The sequence below is a fragment of the Streptomyces chrestomyceticus JCM 4735 genome (assembly GCF_003865135.1).
Lineage (GTDB): Bacteria > Actinomycetota > Actinomycetes > Streptomycetales > Streptomycetaceae > Streptomyces > Streptomyces chrestomyceticus.
On sequence record NZ_BHZC01000001.1, the window covers coordinates 8,479,348 to 8,494,928 of the forward strand.

A 15,581-nucleotide genomic window follows, 5' to 3' on the forward strand; every position below is an offset into this window, starting at 1 on the left:
CGCGTCACCTCCTGTCGGCCGTGGAATCGCGCGCGGCCATGGCGCCGCCCTCCGCTTCCCATGTCTCGGTGCGGCCCGGCGGGGCCGACTCGGCAGGGGCCGAGGGGTGACGGGCCGACTCGGCCGCCATGAGTTCGCTGCCCGTTCGGGCGGTGCGCGGATCCGAAGCGGCGTCCATGAGCCGTGCGGCGGCGGCCGCGCAGGTCTCCGGAGGGACGATCAACAGGTCCCAGCGCCCGACGCGGTAGGAGAGCAACAGGAGCTGATGCGGGTCCTGTTCGTCGGTGAACCAGCCCACCTTGATCACACGGCCGTTGGCGGGGATCGTGCGTGGCACGACCGGCCAGTGCGTCGGGTTGACCGTGATGCGCGTGATGCGGCCCCACAGCGGGTCCAGCTGTTCGGCGAGGGCGGGAAGCTCATGTGCGAGGTCACGCGAGCGTGGCCACCAGGCGCCGTCGAGCAGCCCGGTCTGCGGGCCCGAGGGCTTGAGGGAGAGGCGGACCGGCGGGTGGCCGGAGGGGCTGACGGCCGGCGCGGCCGGCGGGGGGCGTTCGGTGATCACCGTCATGGTGTCGACCCGTCCCCGGGCCCGGCGTGCCCGGCCCGGTGCTTGGAACCGAGAGAGATACCGGCAAGGAAGCCGGTCAGGAAATGCTCTCGGTATCATCGAGCGTACTCCGTCGGCAGCGCTGACCACGACTGTCGACGGCTGGAGCTCTGGGCAGAGAGCTGACCAGGGGAGCGGTGGTCCAAGAGTGGGCTGGTCACCTCGAGGGCTCCTCGTACGCGGGCTCCGTTGCCCGTGCCGTTCTCGGCGAAGCACCACACCGGGGCCGCCCCGGGCGAGGTCGCGTGATGACCACGAACACACTCGGTCCGCCGGTAATCGGCAAACGGGCCTTCCGGCCCCGGACGTCCCAGCAACAGCTGCCGCACTCGGGTGCGGACGGTGCGCCTTGACCGTTGATCCTCTGCTGCCCGTGATGCTGCCGGACGGTGCCCGAGCCCATCAGGCGGGCCCAGGGGTAGCCGTAGTGAGGAGGGAGACGACTCCTCGCCACGACGGTACCTTCGACGGCACGTAGTGGCCGAGGTTGCGGGATCTCGAGACCGAGCCGCCCGGCTCGATGCGCGTGCTGACCGAGCGGCTGGGTTGCTTCGCACGTCCCGGACTGGATGCGAGCGCCTGGGACACGCACCCGCACCACCCTGGCGCGCCGTGAAGTGCCCCCAGTCCTGCCCGTCAGGCCCGGAGCTCTTTCAAAGTGACGTTCCTGCCTTTGGTCAAAAGCCAGAGCATCAGCAGGAACTCACCGATAAAGGCGAACATCGCGACCTCGGCCGAATAGTCGGCAGACAACAGTATGCCGAAGCTGTCCACCAGGTAGCCGAGCCCAGCGATCACCAGCAGCGCCCCCAGGACCTTGGGTACATACTCTGACCTGTATGCAAGAAACCCGAGCGTCAGCAGGTGGAAGGCAAACAGAATGAGACCGGAATTCCAGGTGTCGTGAAAAGCGTCTATCTTGACCAGGGCTTCCGCATGCGAGCGACTCACGCCGTGAAGCCCTCTGCCCACGTCATCGCCGACGAGCGAAGGAACTCCTGCCAGTTGACCTACAGCAACCATGAGCACCGCTGCGTATGCGAGCCTGAACCACGCGGCAAGCGCGGACAAACCCTTGTGGGCCGGCGTGAAGAAGGCCAGTAGTGCCCAGGCCACTATGACATCGAGAACAGCCACCAACGCCAGAGCGGCGACACCGTAACGGAACATCACCACAGAACCATGTATGTCGTGTGCTGTCTTCTCGGCATCGCCTTCAGTGACGAGTCCTTCCACTACGGCGAAATTGGCAAAGACGGCCAGAGCTGACATCGTCACCAACCCGACCCCCGCAGTCAGGGCTGCCTTGCGCATCTCTGTGTTCGCCGGCACCACGGTCGCCATGATCCCCTCTCATGCGGATGCCTCGACCGGGCGGTCTCTGGCTGCTGCATTTCGGCAAGAGACGTCACCCGCCAGGGCTGTCGGACGCCACACCCGGACGATTCCCCTGCGGACGGGCGCACTGTTCGACGGAGCGGAAACCCCTGAAGATCAGCAGCAACGGGAGCAGCACTTCGAACAGGCCGCCAGGTACGAGGAACACGGCACCGGCACCGGAATCGAGATTGATCGCTCCCAGCGCATCGGCCAGTACCCCTGCCAGCAGAGCGGCGTAGCCCGCGACTCCCAGCAGCGACAGCCACTTGGCAACCAACCCGGAGCGCAGCAAAAGGTGGGACAGGATGAGTCCGCCGGTGCCGGACAAGGTGTACACAAGCAGGTCGTATTTCTCGAACTGGCTGCGGCTCGTCAGGAAGTAAGCTCCGATGGCGATGATCGCCATGCCCTCCACCACTCTGAGGAGGAGATAGCCCGCAGACAGGTACTTCCCGTGTGGCTTAAGAACGGGGAACAGTGCGATGCCGATCGAGGCGACCGCTAGGGCCGTGTACCACTGCAAAAACACTCCGACAAACAGCGTCCCGCTGCTTGACTCCCCCTCGGAGAAGTAAGCTTGCACGAGGGAACTGCCAGCGGCAAAAGTGACCGTCGAGGAGATGAAGAGCAGCCCCACCAGGACGGCAGTCTTCCTCTGCGGCATACCTGTTTCTCCTCTGCGCTGCGCACACGGGAACTCGGCCGGAGGCTGTCGGCAACCGGTGCCGGGCGTGTCGGGCTACTGCGGATTCCGGCACCCGCCCTCCGTCGACCACGGTAGCGCCCACCAACACGGTAGGCGCCCCTCCGTCATGGGCGCCCTGCAAAGCGTTTCCGGCGATCTCGACAGCGGTGATGCGATGACCATCCCGCGGTCTGCGCTGCCGTAGCGTGAGCGGAACCCGTCCACCTGAGCACTGGCTGCCCTCGGCCCCGGCTCTGCCCTGGCCGCGCGCCCCGGTACGCCACCAGCGTCACCGTCAGCGGCGGCTCCTGCGGCTGCTTCTTCGAACCTGCAGGAGCCTGGTGGCGGCCCGGCACCGGAGCTGTCGGTCGCCTGCGCGGAGGGCCCGTGCTCCGGGGGCCAGTACCCACTTGAGAAGCAGCGCGTCGCGCGCGTACAGCGGCTGCCGGACCTCAACCTTGACATCGCGGTGGACCCTTTCGGTCTCCGTGCAGGCGCGCTCCTGGGCCGATGGCCATGCCGCACGGCTTCCTGGGCACACGACGGTCCGGACGCGGGCAAGCACCGTTGCAGTACTAGTGACCTGAGTCGGAGATTCGTCGTTGGTTGGGTATGAGTCGTCCGGGTCCGAAGATTGCGCCGTTGTCGGTCACTGATGCCCAGCGGGCTGTGCTGGAAGGCTGGGTGCGTCGGCGTACGACGGCTCAGGCGCTGGCTCAGCGGTCGCGGATCGTGCTGGAGTGTGCCGAGGGGCGCTCGATCCTGGAAGTGTCGCGCCGGCTGCGGATCGCCCCGGACACGGTCCGCACCTGGCGGCGCCGTTTTCTGGAGCGCGGGCTGGACGGCTTGTGCGACGAGCCGCGGCCGGGTGTCCCGCGCAAAATCACCGACGCGGATGTCGAGCGGGTGATCGTCAAGACGCTGGAGGAGAGGCCGAAGAACGCCACCCACTGGTCGACGAGGTCGATGGCGGCGGCCACGGGCATGTCGCAGTCGGCCGTTTCGCGGATCTGGCGGGCGTTCGCCCTGGCCCCGCACCGCACGCAGACGTTCAAGCTGTCCACCGATCCGTTGTTCATCGACAAGGTCCGCGATGTAGTGGGGCTCTACCTCGATCCGCCGGAGAAGGCCCTGGTGCTGTGTGTGGACGAGAAGTCGCAGATCCAGGCGCTGGACCGGTCCCAGCCGGTCCTGCCGATGATGCCCGGGGTGCCCGAGCGGCGCAGTCACGACTATGTCCGGGCCGGCACCACGACGTTGTTCGCCGCCCTGGAGGTGGCGAGCGGGAAGGTCTTCGGCTCGCTGCACCGCCGGCACCGGGCCGTGGAGTTCAAGAAGTTCCTGGCCAGGCTGGACAAGGAGGTCCCGGCCGGCCTCGGCGTGCATCTGATCCTCGACAACTACGCGACGCACAAGACGCCCGCGGTCAAGACGTGGCTGCTGGCGCACCCGCGCTTCCACCTGCACTTCACCCCCACCAGCGCGTCCTGGCTCAACCTGGTCGAGCGCTGGTTCGCCGAACTGACACAGAAGAAGCTCAAGCGCGGCGTCCACCGCTCCGTCCAGGCCCTCGAACGCGACATCCGGGCCTGGCTGGCCGACTGGAACGAGCACCCACGCCCCTTCCTCTGGACCAAATCCGCCGACGAGATCCTCGACAAAGTCGCCGCCTACTGCCACCGGATCTCTGACTCAGGTCACTAGGCACTGTTTCTCGGATCTCCTTACGGGAGTGAGGCGTTGGGGCCAGGCTGTATGCATGGGACGCGGAGACCTGACGAACGCGGAGTGGGACCGGCTGGAAGCGTTCCTGCCTCGTGGCGGTGCGCGCGGAGGCCGGTGGAGTGATCACCGGCGGGTGATCAACGGGGTGCTGTACCGGGTGCGTACGGGGGTGCAGTGGCGGGATCTGCCGGAGCGGTTCGGGCCGTGGGAGACGGTCTACAAGCGTCATCGCCGCTGGTCGGCGGACGGGACGTGGAAGATGCTGCTGTCGAAGGTCCAGGCCGCCGAGGACGCGGCCGGCCGGATCGACTGGGACGTGCCGGTGGACTCCACCGCGGTGCGAGCGCACCAGCACGCCGCCGGCGCGAGGAAGGCTCCGCCCGCCGTGGATGGTCAAAAGGGGGACGGGCGGGGGACGAACCAGGCCGATCCGGTCCTGTCGAAGCTGGCCGTCCGGCTGGTGGAGGTGGTCAGCTCGGCGAGTGCCTGGGACGCTCCCGAGGTGGCTTCACCACCAAAATCCACCTCGCCGCCGACGGACGATGCCGGCCGCTCGCCCTCGTCCTGACCCCCGGACACCACGGTGACGGCCCCCAGCTCGAGCGGGTACTGGAACAGGTGTCCGTGCCCCGCACCACAGTGGGGCACCCCCGCACCCGGCCTGACCACGTCCTGGCCGACAAGGCCTACACCTCTCGAAGAAACCGGAGCTACCTGCGGCGACGTGGCATCCGGCACACCATCCCCGAACGGGCCGAACAGCGCAGACACCGCCTCAACCGAGGCTCCCGAGGCGGCCGGCCCACCGGCTTCGACGCAGAGCGCTACAAGAAACGCAACACCGTCGAACGCGCCGTCAACCGCCTGAAAGGCTTCCGCGGTGTCGCCACCCGCTACGAGAAACGCGCCTACATCTACTTCGGCACCGTCACCCTCGCAGCCCTCATCATCTGGCTCCGCACATGATCCGAGAAACAGTGCCTAGGGGGCTATCGACGCACTCGACGGCTTCCGGGCCGTGGAATTACGGTAGGAACGAGGAGTGTTTGTCGGTCGCGGCACGGCCAGCTTCGCTGCAATCCGGTTGTGGATCCATCAGTGATCCGCCCGCCTGTCCCTGACTACCGAGCGTACGGTGTGCCGATGCCGTCGATGCCGTGCACGTTGACGCTGGGGGCCAAGGCGTTGCCTTGGCCGCTCATGAGCGAGTCCCCGAACACTGCCAGGTTTTGATTGAAGGACTCATCGCGGTTTTGCCCTCCATTGTTTCCGAGGCCCAGGATGCCGGAAGCCTGGGCCGTGCCGGTGACGGCCAGTGCAGCCCCGGCGAGGGCGAGGGTGGTAAGGGCACGCGTGGTGGTGTTCATATGCTGATAACGACCTTGCCCGGGCATGGTGACGCCCGTCCGACAAACACCACCCCGATCCAGCGCGGGACACAACGATCTGTCGCCGGGGCCGTCACGTAACCCGACGCCAGTACGAGAGAGGGCTTGATCTCCTCCGGCCTGGCCACCTCGTTCGGTGTTGCGCTGCTGCGGCCTCGTGTTCTTCGTTTGGGGCTTGTCGATGCCCATGGGGCCGAGCTCGTAAGTCTTGTCGCGTCGGCGCTGCGAGCACCTGTGAGAGCGTTACCGCGAGCGGCCTGCGCCCAGACGGCATAACGCCCTGCGGCCCGCAGCGGGCGCAGGGCGGCTAACCTCCGGTCAGGTCACGCCTGCCCGGTCTCGAACCGCGCTACCTGCTCGCCGTCCACTGTGAAGTGCCACTTGGTGCGCATCGTCCCCCAGGTGTCGTTGCGGTAGTCGACGACGAGCGACAGTCCCTCGTCCGCCTCCGATGTGACGTCCATGTGGCCGTTCGAGCTGAAGATCTCCCTTTGGCTCCATTGGCTGATGTCGCATTCCGTGCCGTCGTCGGACATGGTCGCGCCGGGCGTGAGCACGTCGCGGAAAGAGGCCTGGTCGTTGGCGTTGACGGCGGCGACGAAGGCGCGTACCGCCGGGTGAGTGAGCTGGTCGGGCTGAATCGTCATGCGTACAGGGTCACACCGCCGTCGGCCCCGCCTGCCTGCCGACACACCGCGCCTTCCCGGCCAGGGACCGGTGCCGGGGATCCGGCGTGGTGGACCGCTGGCACCCGCCGGATGCCGAGGCGTCCCGGCGGGTGCGGTGCGTGCGGGCGGCGGTGGGCTCAGCGGCGCCGGTACATCACATACAGCTTGTCCGCGTTGGAGGCCACGGCCGGCTCGTCCAGGGAGGTGATGCGCTTTCCGCCGACGTAGCCGTCGTCGAGCCATGGGACGGCGTCGGTGTAGGTGGCGGCCCGCAGGGTGCCGTCCAGGTCCTGACGGATGGCCCAGATCTTGGACTCGTGGACGGTGAGGGCGAGCCCGCGCCTGGTGCTCCAGTTGGCCTTGGAGACATCGGTGCGCCAGCCGGTGGCCGAGCCGGAGATCATGAAGTGGACCTTGTCGTCCAGTCCGCAGGCCAGCCGCCACACCTGCCCGGTTCCGTGGGGGACCATCGCGGCAGCGCCCTTGACCCGCCAGTCGACGTCGGACTGGTAGGCACGGCTCCAGCCGCTGCCGTCGTGGGTGTTGTGGTAGAGCAGGCCGTCGGTGCCGACGTGTGTCAGCCACAGCCTGCTGGGGACCGCGGCCATGGAAGGGGCGAAGCCCGGCCCGTAGTCATCCCACTCGCCGACACTGCTCCAGCCGCCGGACTCGGTGTAGGTGCGCCAGTACAGGCCGCGGCTGGTGCCGCTGACGGCATAGAACAGCTTGCCGTGGGCCGCGCACAGGGCGGGGGCGTAGATGCTCTGGTCCTGGCCGATCCGCTCGGGCCTGCGCCACACTCCGTTGTCCAGGCGGCTCCACATCACCGCCTTGTCCTCGCGGACGAACGCGGCGTAGAGCTTGCCGTTGTAGGCGGCGAGGGCGGGCGGGGTGATGCTCTTCCACGGCAGCGCGATCGGCGCGCTCCAGCCGAAGTGGCTGCCGGTGCGTACGGCGTATCGAGGGTTCCGGCGGGGAAGGGCACCGGGTCGCCGGTGTACCTGATGCGCAGTTCGTGGTGGCCGTCGCCGTTGAAGTGCCAGTCGGTATGGCCGCGGTGGGACAGGACGGCCAGGTCCTGGCGGTCCATCCCGATGGTGCGCTGGCAGGAGAGGTCGTCGTAGTTGCGGAAGCACTCCATGAAGGTGACGAAGAACTTGCCGAGCTCCCACGCCATCGTCGCCCACGTGGGGATGTAGATCACGGCGGGCGTGAAGTTGGCGCAGTTCAGGGTGCGGTCCATGACGGCGATGGCCTGGAGCAGGGCCTTCTGGAGCTCGCTGAACCATGCTGCGTTGCTGTGGTCGGCTTCCCAGCAGCAGATCGTCGTCCCGACGAAACCGCTGGAAGACCCGTCGAAGAAGATTTTCTTGTTGGCGGCGAAGGACCGGGTCTGGTTCTTCTGGACGGCTCCGAACTCCTCCGAGGTGAAGGGGCTGCCCTTGCCGCTGTCCCCGACGCTGGTGGCCGTGGTCCAGTAGATCTCGTCCCGGCCGCCGCCCTGGTCCCCGACCACCCGGTGGACGTAGAAATTCTCCAGTTCCAGCTTGACCCGGAATGCCGAGGCTGCCTCGGCGCCGTCCGGGCTCTGGGCGCTGTCGGCGGGTGCCTGCTCATCCTGCCCGGCGCCGGCGGTCGTGATACAGCCGGCGGAGGTGAGGGGGGCGGTGCCGTCATCGAAGCCGGTGACGGCGAACCCGGTCTCGCGCATCGCTGCGATGAACGCCGGGTCCTCCGGCCCCCCTTCGGCGACCACGGCGGGGGAGACGATCTGCACGTTCGCACATGCCAGGGCCTCGGCCTGCAGCCTGGCGAAATCCTGGCGCAAGTCCGCCATCGCATAGCCCTGTGTCACCGGCAGCCGCGTGATCCTCTCCGGCAGCACCGCCACCTTCCCGCCCTGCGCGGTGACCACCTCCCGGTACACACCACCCCACGCCTTGGTCTCCGCGGCCGACAGCTGCGCCCCCACCGCCTCCAGCAGGATCCGCTCCAGATCGGTAAGTGTCTTGTTCTGCCGCATCCGGTCCGCGCCGTGCAGCATCGCTCCCAGCAGCACATTGGCGTACGCACCCTGCCCCAGCGCCAGCGCCAGCGCCCGCCCCGCACGCTGCTGCGCACGCTGTCCCGACAGCAGCTGCCGCAGCCGCTCCAGGCGGTCCTGCTCCGTCGACTGCACTTCATCGGCCATCGCGAACTCCTCACAACCGCCACCTGTCCGCAACCAGCCGGTCACGGACAGGCACACGGTAGGGTTCCCGCCCCGCCCGGCCCCACCCAAACGCCCAAGCCGTCAGAAACGACCGGAAACACCATCTTGCGCCCAGCCGCTCAGAAGCGGCAGGCGGGTGAACACGTCTGGCATGCGCACCTTCGTCCCGTACCCCGGCCAGCGAACCTCGCTGGGCCTGTGGCGGCCGACGGCCCGGGACGCTACGCGGCCTGGCCGGCCACGGGGGCGGCATCTGGCTCCCGTCGGCCGAAGGCACTGCCCGTCGGGTCGTGCGCCCAGGCCGGCAGCCGGGTCTTCCCGCCCGCGGGCGGGAAGGCTGGCCGAAGTGCCGCAAGTTGCGTGCCTGAGCTGTTTGGGTTACCGCGGCAGGGGGCAGCGACCAGTCGCGCGAATGGTCACCGTTGTGACGACATTGTGAGTGTCTTGCCCGTCGTTTCGAGCGCCCCCCAGGAGCGAACAGGTGCCCATCGATACTCAGACAGGCGCGCCGTGGGGGCTCGCCCGGATCTCCCAGCGTCCGAAGCTGACGTCCAGCACGTTCGACAAGTACAAGTTCGACAGTCGGGCCGGCGAGGGGGTGGACATCTACGTCCTGGACACCGGCATCAACACTGCCCACGTGTCGTTCCAGGGACGTGCCCGGTGGGGTGCCAACGTGACGGGCGACAGGAACGACCGGGACACGGTCGGGCAGGGAACCCATCTGGCCGGCACGGCTGCCAGCCTGAAGTACGGCGTCGCGAAGAAGGCGTCGCTCATCACATGGTCAGCACGGTGAAGGCATGGACGAGGCGACGACCTCAGCCGCCGGCGATGGCGGTGAGGAACTCGATTCGGTCGTCGTCGGAGAGCGGCATGGCCGGGTCAGGGCTGGGGATCCTTTCACCGTTGAGAATCACCCTATGGGTCTGACGCAGCTGCCCGGAACTGTCGAGCAGGAGGCGCCCCAGCTGAGGGTATTTCGCCGTCAGCTCCGCCAAAGCATCCGAAAGGTTGGCGGCTTGGACACTGACCGTCCGCTGGTTGTCGGCAGCGCGAAGCAGCATTCCGTTGAATTCAAATGTCATGTCAAGGGACTGTCCAACCTTGACCTCCTCGAACCTTCCTCGGTCCACGAGTCACCCTTGGCTGGTACACACGCATCGCCGCCGCCGGGCAGTGCGCAACGCACCAGATGCAGCCTGCACAGCCGAACACAAGGACTTGACAGGGAATCGACAACCGGCCCGCCCACGATGCCTACCTGCGGTGGGGGGGGGGTACACAGTAGTGGGGCAGATCAGGCACGCCCCAGAATTGCCGTTCTACGATGCCATGTTCCTGCCCTACGCTGGATGACTGGAACGACTGTGAACCCAGCAATCGACCAGCCTGCCCCGGCCCCGACAGGTACCAGTCGCCGGGACCGACTCTCGCAGGACATTCCTCTGTTCGCCTACGACGCTCCAGTTCGACACGGTCCTCGAAGCCTTGATCGGCCGAATACCGCACAGCACAGCGGCCAGTGTTCCTGGGCGGCGCGCGGCCTCCTTGGAAGACCGCGTCTACCCGGGACTCGTGCCAGCCACCGACTTCACGGCCCCCGGTCTGCCCGCCGCGCAGGTCCACACGGGTCGGCCTTTGACTGTTGCAACCGGTCCCGCATCACGATCAGAAAGACGCTTGCCATGACTACGGTCCAAAAGGCGGATGGCGCTGAGTCTTTGCTCCGCGCGGCCATGGTGACTCGACTTTCGCGGTTTTCGCAGACCGGCGGTGAGGGGTGTTGGTGAGGCGTGCCGCGGCTACTTGGCGGCCACATCGTCGGTGTCGGTGGCGATCGGCTGCTTAGGTGCGTGGGGACGTGGCTCCGTCAGGGACTCGGGGTCGGGCTGGACGAGCAGCAGGGTGAGGTCGTCGGCGTTGCTGTCGGCCGTGTGGCGGTCGACGAGATCGACCAGGGTCGTGAGGGCCTCGTCTAGGGCGGGGGCGGACAGTGCGGCCCGGACCGCGCGGTCGAAGGTGAGCGCGGCGCCCTTCGCGTTGCGGGCCTCGGTGAGGCCGTCGGTGTACAGGAGTATGCGCTGCTCGGGGAGAGCCTGATGGTGTGCAGCCTCGGTGTGGGCGAGAGGCCCAACGGCGGGGAGGGGTCCGGCGATTCCAGGAGGTCCAGGCGCCCGCCCACCCGCAGCGGCGGAGGATGGCCGCAGTTGACCAGGTGGACTCCGCCGGGAACGAAGTCCGCGAGCAGCAGGGTGACGAAGTCCTCGTCACCCAGTTCGGTCCGTACGCGGTCGTCGAGGGTGTGGGCGAGGCGGACCAGATCGGGTTCGGTGGCCGCGGTGTGCCGGAAGGCGCACAGGACGGCCGAGCTGAGGCGTACCGCGCCCAGGCCGTGGCCGGTGACGTCACCGATGATCAGGCGGGGCCCGGACGGCATGAGCACGGCGTCGTGGAGGTCGCCGCCGACCAGTGCGCCCTCGCTCGCTGAGCGGGACCGGACGGCCATGGCCAGGCCGCCGAGTTCGGCCGGCAGGGGGCGCGCCAGGGCCTGTTGGGAGACTTCGGCGAGGTGGGTCATGTGCTCCAGGGCGGCCTTGCTGAGCGTACGGTCGTGCGCCGTAAGCACCGCCCACAGGCTGCAGAAGGCGATGAGTGCGACGCGCACCGCGTGATCCTGGACGGTGGGCGGCGGGACTGTGTCGCGGAACACGGTCGGGATCGCGAGTACGAGGAGCGTCGCCACGGCGGCGAACGCCGCGGTGGCGCGGGTGGGCAGCCGCTGGGCGGCGAGCAACGGCCCGACGACCAGCAGGGTGGAGAGCGGCACCTCGGGGCAGGCGACGGCCGCCGCCGCGACGCCGGTCTCGAACACCGCCGCCCGCAGCAGCCATCCAAACTCGGAACGCATCACGCGCCTCCGCGGCATGTAATTCCGGCCCCGCACCAAGCCCTGAACGTTCCCAGATCTCGCCAGGGCGGGGGCGGCATTCACCCGATCGGTCACAGAGCGTGGCAGGTGACTGGAAGGCGGTCGGGAAGTGGTCGGAAGTGGCGTGATTCCGTGTGGAAGTGTCCACGGGGAGGCGAGGGGCGACGGCGTCGGATTCAGGGAGTGAGGTCCGGCCATTTCCCGCACCGTCACGGTCCGCTGTTGTCGCGGGCGGTCACTTTCTTGCTGACCGGTATGGCGAGTGGCGAGCCTTGGCAGGCTGGCGCCGTACGGGCATGGGGACGTGGGCCGCAGCGGCCCGGATGGGGAGACTTGTGGGCACGCGCACACAGCGGCAGTGGCAAGAGGGGAATCTGCCCGCGGAGGCGACCGAGTTGGTCGGGCGGCAGACAGAGCTGGCCCAGGTCCGGGGGCTGCTCGCAGAGTCCCGCCTGGTGACGCTGACGGGGGTCGGCGGGGTGGGCAAGACCCGCCTAGCGCTGCGGGCTGCCTCCGAGGCGCAGCCGGTCCACCCGGACGGAGTGTGGTGGGTGGGCCTGTCTGATCTCCGCAGGGGCACCCTGCTCCCGCTCTCCGTCGCCGAGGTGCTGCCGCTGGCCGGCCAGTCGACCCGGCCCGTGATCGACGTACTGGCCGAGTATCTGGCGGGCCGCGAGCTGTTGATGGTGTGGGACACCTGTGAGCATCTGGTCGATGCGTGCGCCCTGACCGCCGAGGTACTGCTGCGGGCGGCGCCGGGACTGCGGATCCTGGTGACGAGCCGACGCCCGCTGAGCATCGTTCCCGAACGGCAGCTGACCGTCGCGCCGTTGCCCGTTCCCGGCCCTGGGGACGCGGTGGCCCGGTCGGGGGCCGCGGGGGCGGGGGACGCAGTCAGCCTGCTGGTGGCGCGGGCAGCTGAGGCGGCGCCGGGTTTCACCGTCACCGACGCCAACCGGTCCGACCTGGTCCGCCTGTGCCACCGTCTGGACGGCCTGCCGCTCGCCCTCGAACTGGCCGCCGCCCGGCTGCGTGACCTGTCCCTGACCGAGCTGACCAACCGTCTGGAGGACCGCTTCTCCGTCCTCGGCGAGACCGAGAAGGCGGTGTACGACGCCGACCCTCCCTGGCACCAGGCCCTGCGCACCGCCATCGGCTGGAGCCACGAGCTGTGCACTCCGGCCGAACGGCTGCTCTGGGCCCGCCTCTCGGTGTTCGCGGGCGGCTTCGACGCCGCGGCGGTCCGGGCGGTCTGCGCGGATGACCGGCTGCCCGAGCAGGCCCTTCCTGGCCTGCTGCGCGGCCTTGCGGAGAAGTCGATCCTGTCCTGCGGCCGGGTCAGCAACGGCAACAGCGAGGGTGACGGCGAGCGGTACGGAGTCCTGGACACCGTCCGCGAGTTCGGCGCCGACTGGCTGCGCGGCCTGGGCGAGAAACGCACCCTGAGGTACCGGCACCGGGACTACTTCCTGGCCCTCGCGCTGCGCGCGGACGCCGCCTGGATCGGGCCAGAACAGCTCTCCTGGTACGAGCGGATGACGGTCGAGCACGCCAACATCCGTGCCACGCTGGACTTCTGCCTCGCCGACGGGGACGCACGGGCCGCGCAGGAGATGGGCGGGGCACTGTGGTTCCTCTGGTATGCCTGCGGCTTCGCCAAAGAAGGAGAGCACTATCTGGACCGGGCCTTGGCCCTCGACTCCGGCCCCGGACCGGTGCGCGCCAAGGCCCTGTGGTCCCGCGGCATCGCCGCCTTCGCCCAGGGCGACACAAAGACCGGCCTCCGCCTCGCCGCCGCTCTCCGGGAGGCCGCAGCCGGCGAGACCGACGAGTCCGTCCCTGTCGCCGCCGCCTTCCTGGAGGGAACCAGCCTGACCCTGAGCGGTCGGCAGACGCGGGCCGCCGAGGTGCTTGACACGGTGCCGGGCACCCGGCCGACCGGTGGGCGTTATCCTGCGGCGTGGCTCCTGGCCCGGGGCGCCCGGGCCTTCGCCCACTTCAGCCTCGGGCAGTTCGCCGACGCCGCCGCGGTCGCCGAGGACGTACGGGCCACGTGCGCCCGGCAGGGCGAGACCTGGCTCCGCGCCTACGGCGACTACCTACGCGCCCTCGCCGCCCTCGGGCTGCGGCAGGCGGAGGAAGCCGCGGCCCACGCCCGCACCGCCCTCGACGGCAAACGCCGCCTCCACGACAGCCTCGGCACCGCCGTCACCGTCGACCTGCTCGCCTCCGCGTCCGTCGCCTGCGGGCGCGCCGAGCGCGCCGCCCGGCTCCTCGGCCTCGCCCAGCAGATCTGGAACACCGTCGGCACCCCCCAGATCGGCTCGCCCGAACTCATCGCCGCCCGCACCGCCTGCGAGGAACATATCCGCCGCCAACTCGGCGACGACGCCTACAAGACCGCCTTCCAGGCCGGATACGACAACGACGCGGAGACCGGCATCGCCTATGCACTCAGCCTGGATCCACCGAGCCGATTTCCTCCGTGAGCGTGTACGGGGGCGCGGCTTTCGCAGACCGTGGGTGAGGGCTGTTGGCGGGGTGTGTTCGGCAAAGGCGGCTGCGTGGCCGGGGAGATGAGAGAAGCATCGACGGTGCTTACACCGCCTCCGAAGGAGGGGGCCGTCGATGCTTCCCGATCCGACCGTACCGGCCTCACTGCTCGCCGGGCTGTCCCAGTTGCGGGGCTGTTTCACCGCTCCGTCGTTCGTCACATTCACCGCGCTGGTCACCGGGTTGATCGCGCAGACCGGCCGCCGGACGGTCACCGGGATGCTCCTCGGTGTGGCGCTGTCCCGGCTGTGGCCGCATGACCGGGCGCACACGTCCTTCTCCCGCGCTGCCCGGGACCCCGACCTGCTGGGCATCTCCTGCTCCCACCTGATCGCCCGCTGCCTGTTGGCACCCGGCGAGCCGCTGGTGGCGGCGGTGGACGACACGCTGTTCAAACGGTCGGGGAAGAAGGTGTTCGGCACCGGCTGGCAGCACGACGGTGCCGCCAAGGGCCCCAAGCCCGTCGGCCGCGGGACGTGCTTCGTCATCCTCGGACTGATCGTGACGCTGCCGTTGATGGCCCGGCCGGTGTGCCTGCCGGTGATGTGCCGGCTGTGGCGGCCGGGCGGGACCACGACCAAGGTCGAGCTCGCCGCCGCGATGATCCGGAAGCTGGCGGCCTGCCACTGGCGCCGACGTGTACACGTGGTCGCCGATGCCGCGTATCACGGTCATTCGCTGCGCGACCTGCCCGATCGCGTCACTTTCACCACCCGGCTGCCCAAGAGCGCCGTCCTGTATGACCCGCCCCACCTCCCACGGGCCGCCCGGGCGGCCCCGGCTGAAGGGCGAGCGGCTCGGGGGCGTGGCCGACATGGCTGCACAAGCGGTCTTCCGCACCGCGAGGGCGGACCGCTACCAGCGCCGCGAGCAGGTCCTTCTCGCCGAGATCCACTGCCTGTGGTACGGCTCCTTCCACACCCGGCCCGTCCGTGTCCTGCTCATCCGCGGCAGCGACCCGGACACGAACAAGCCGCTGTTGTCCCTGGTCACCACCGACTTGACCACCCCGGCCGAGCAACTCGTCACCCGGTACGCGTGGCGGTGGTCCATCGAGGTCACCTTTGCCGTAGCACGCGAACACCTCGGTGCGGGCCAGGCCCAGGGCCGCGTCCGCCACGCGGTCGAGCGGACCTTACCCTTCGCGATGTACTCCTACACGATCACCGTCCTCTGGTACGTCCTGCACGGCCACCACCCCGACGCCGCCGCCGAGTCCCGGCGTCGTTCACCCTGGTACGTCACCAAGACCCAGCCGCCCTTCGCGGACATGACCGCCAAGCTCCGCCGCGTGATCGTCGCCGCCAGGATTTCCGCCCTCGACCCCGCTCAACCCACCGACGACGAAATCCGAGCCGTCCAACACGCCTGGGCCGCAGCCGGCACCAACGACACCGGATGACCTACGGAATCAGCGAAAGTCGAGAT

Annotated in this window: 14 protein-coding genes and 2 pseudogenes; 7 read left to right on the forward strand and 9 right to left on the reverse strand. The window is 68.9% G+C overall.

Features of this window, described 5'->3' with window-relative positions:
- Positions 1-4 precede the first annotated feature (4 nt).
- A complete protein-coding gene (locus EJG53_RS36535; protein WP_033035384.1) occupies positions 5-571 on the reverse strand; it encodes a DUF5994 family protein in 567 nt (188 codons plus the stop codon).
- A gap of 526 nt (positions 572-1,097) precedes the next feature.
- Between EJG53_RS36535 and EJG53_RS44040 the strand changes: the two genes are divergently transcribed.
- Positions 1,098-1,226, forward strand: coding sequence for a hypothetical protein (locus tag EJG53_RS44040; RefSeq protein ID WP_324607473.1), 129 nt, complete (start codon positions 1,098-1,100; stop codon positions 1,224-1,226).
- 20 nt (positions 1,227-1,246) lie between these two features.
- On the opposite strand, the gene EJG53_RS36545 is transcribed toward EJG53_RS44040, so the two are convergent.
- Positions 1,247-1,954, reverse strand: coding sequence for a DUF4386 domain-containing protein (locus EJG53_RS36545; protein ID WP_033035385.1), 708 nt, complete (start codon positions 1,952-1,954; stop codon positions 1,247-1,249).
- Positions 1,955-2,018: 64 nt separating this feature from the next.
- Positions 2,019-2,654 carry a DUF4386 domain-containing protein gene (locus EJG53_RS36550; RefSeq protein ID WP_033035386.1) on the reverse strand — a complete coding sequence of 212 codons (636 nt, stop codon included), beginning with the start codon at positions 2,652-2,654 and terminating at the stop codon, positions 2,019-2,021.
- A gap of 633 nt (positions 2,655-3,287) precedes the next feature.
- Here EJG53_RS36550 and EJG53_RS36555 point away from each other — a divergent pair.
- A complete protein-coding gene (locus tag EJG53_RS36555; protein WP_125042755.1) occupies positions 3,288-4,379 on the forward strand; it encodes an IS630 family transposase in 1,092 nt (363 codons plus the stop codon).
- A 55-nt stretch (positions 4,380-4,434) separates the two neighbouring features.
- A protein-coding gene (locus EJG53_RS36560; RefSeq protein WP_371858768.1) for an IS5 family transposase occupies positions 4,435-5,366 on the forward strand; the annotation gives its coding sequence in 2 pieces (ribosomal slippage) (positions 4,435-4,824 and positions 4,827-5,366; 930 coding nt in all).
- A gap of 155 nt (positions 5,367-5,521) precedes the next feature.
- Here EJG53_RS36560 and EJG53_RS43030 read toward each other — a convergent pair.
- The 4 genes from EJG53_RS43030 to EJG53_RS36580 form a co-directional block, all read right to left on the reverse strand.
- Positions 5,522-5,977: a hypothetical protein gene (locus EJG53_RS43030; protein WP_234339450.1), complete on the reverse strand. Its 456-nt coding sequence runs from the start codon at positions 5,975-5,977 to the stop codon at positions 5,522-5,524.
- Positions 5,978-6,111: 134 nt separating this feature from the next.
- Positions 6,112-6,435: a nuclear transport factor 2 family protein gene (locus tag EJG53_RS36570; RefSeq protein ID WP_125048475.1), complete on the reverse strand. Its 324-nt coding sequence runs from the start codon at positions 6,433-6,435 to the stop codon at positions 6,112-6,114.
- A 158-nt stretch (positions 6,436-6,593) separates the two neighbouring features.
- Positions 6,594-7,283, reverse strand: a complete 690-nt coding sequence (locus EJG53_RS36575) for a hypothetical protein (RefSeq protein ID WP_125048476.1) — start codon at positions 7,281-7,283, stop codon at positions 6,594-6,596.
- A complete protein-coding gene (locus tag EJG53_RS36580) occupies positions 7,280-8,647 on the reverse strand; it encodes a hypothetical protein (protein ID WP_174856505.1) in 1,368 nt (455 codons plus the stop codon). Before EJG53_RS36580 ends, EJG53_RS36575 begins: the two co-directional genes overlap by 4 nt.
- A gap of 502 nt (positions 8,648-9,149) precedes the next feature.
- Here EJG53_RS36580 and EJG53_RS36590 point away from each other — a divergent pair.
- Complete coding sequence (locus EJG53_RS36590; protein ID WP_033033239.1) at positions 9,150-9,467, forward strand: S8/S53 family peptidase; 318 nt, start codon at positions 9,150-9,152, stop codon at positions 9,465-9,467.
- A gap of 22 nt (positions 9,468-9,489) precedes the next feature.
- Here the strand turns inward: EJG53_RS36590 and EJG53_RS36595 are convergent, their stop codons facing one another.
- Complete coding sequence (locus tag EJG53_RS36595) at positions 9,490-9,756, reverse strand: MoaD/ThiS family protein (RefSeq protein ID WP_050509122.1); 267 nt, start codon at positions 9,754-9,756, stop codon at positions 9,490-9,492.
- 717 nt (positions 9,757-10,473) lie between these two features.
- Positions 10,474-11,798: pseudogene (locus EJG53_RS36605) on the reverse strand (PP2C family protein-serine/threonine phosphatase).
- A gap of 137 nt (positions 11,799-11,935) precedes the next feature.
- Between EJG53_RS36605 and EJG53_RS36615 the strand changes: the two are divergent.
- From EJG53_RS36615 to EJG53_RS43035, 3 genes and pseudogenes are all read left to right on the forward strand, one after another.
- Entirely contained in the window at positions 11,936-14,089 is a 2,154-nt protein-coding gene (locus tag EJG53_RS36615; RefSeq protein WP_125048481.1) for an ATP-binding protein, read from the forward strand.
- Between the two features lie 139 nt (positions 14,090-14,228).
- Positions 14,229-14,894, forward strand: a pseudogene (locus tag EJG53_RS44045) (transposase); the annotation flags it as partial.
- On the forward strand, positions 14,893-15,555 hold the full coding sequence (locus tag EJG53_RS43035; protein WP_033033238.1) for a hypothetical protein: 663 nt from the start codon (positions 14,893-14,895) through the stop codon (positions 15,553-15,555). The pseudogene EJG53_RS44045 and the gene EJG53_RS43035, both read left to right, overlap by 2 nt.
- Positions 15,556-15,581: the final 26 nt, after the last annotated feature.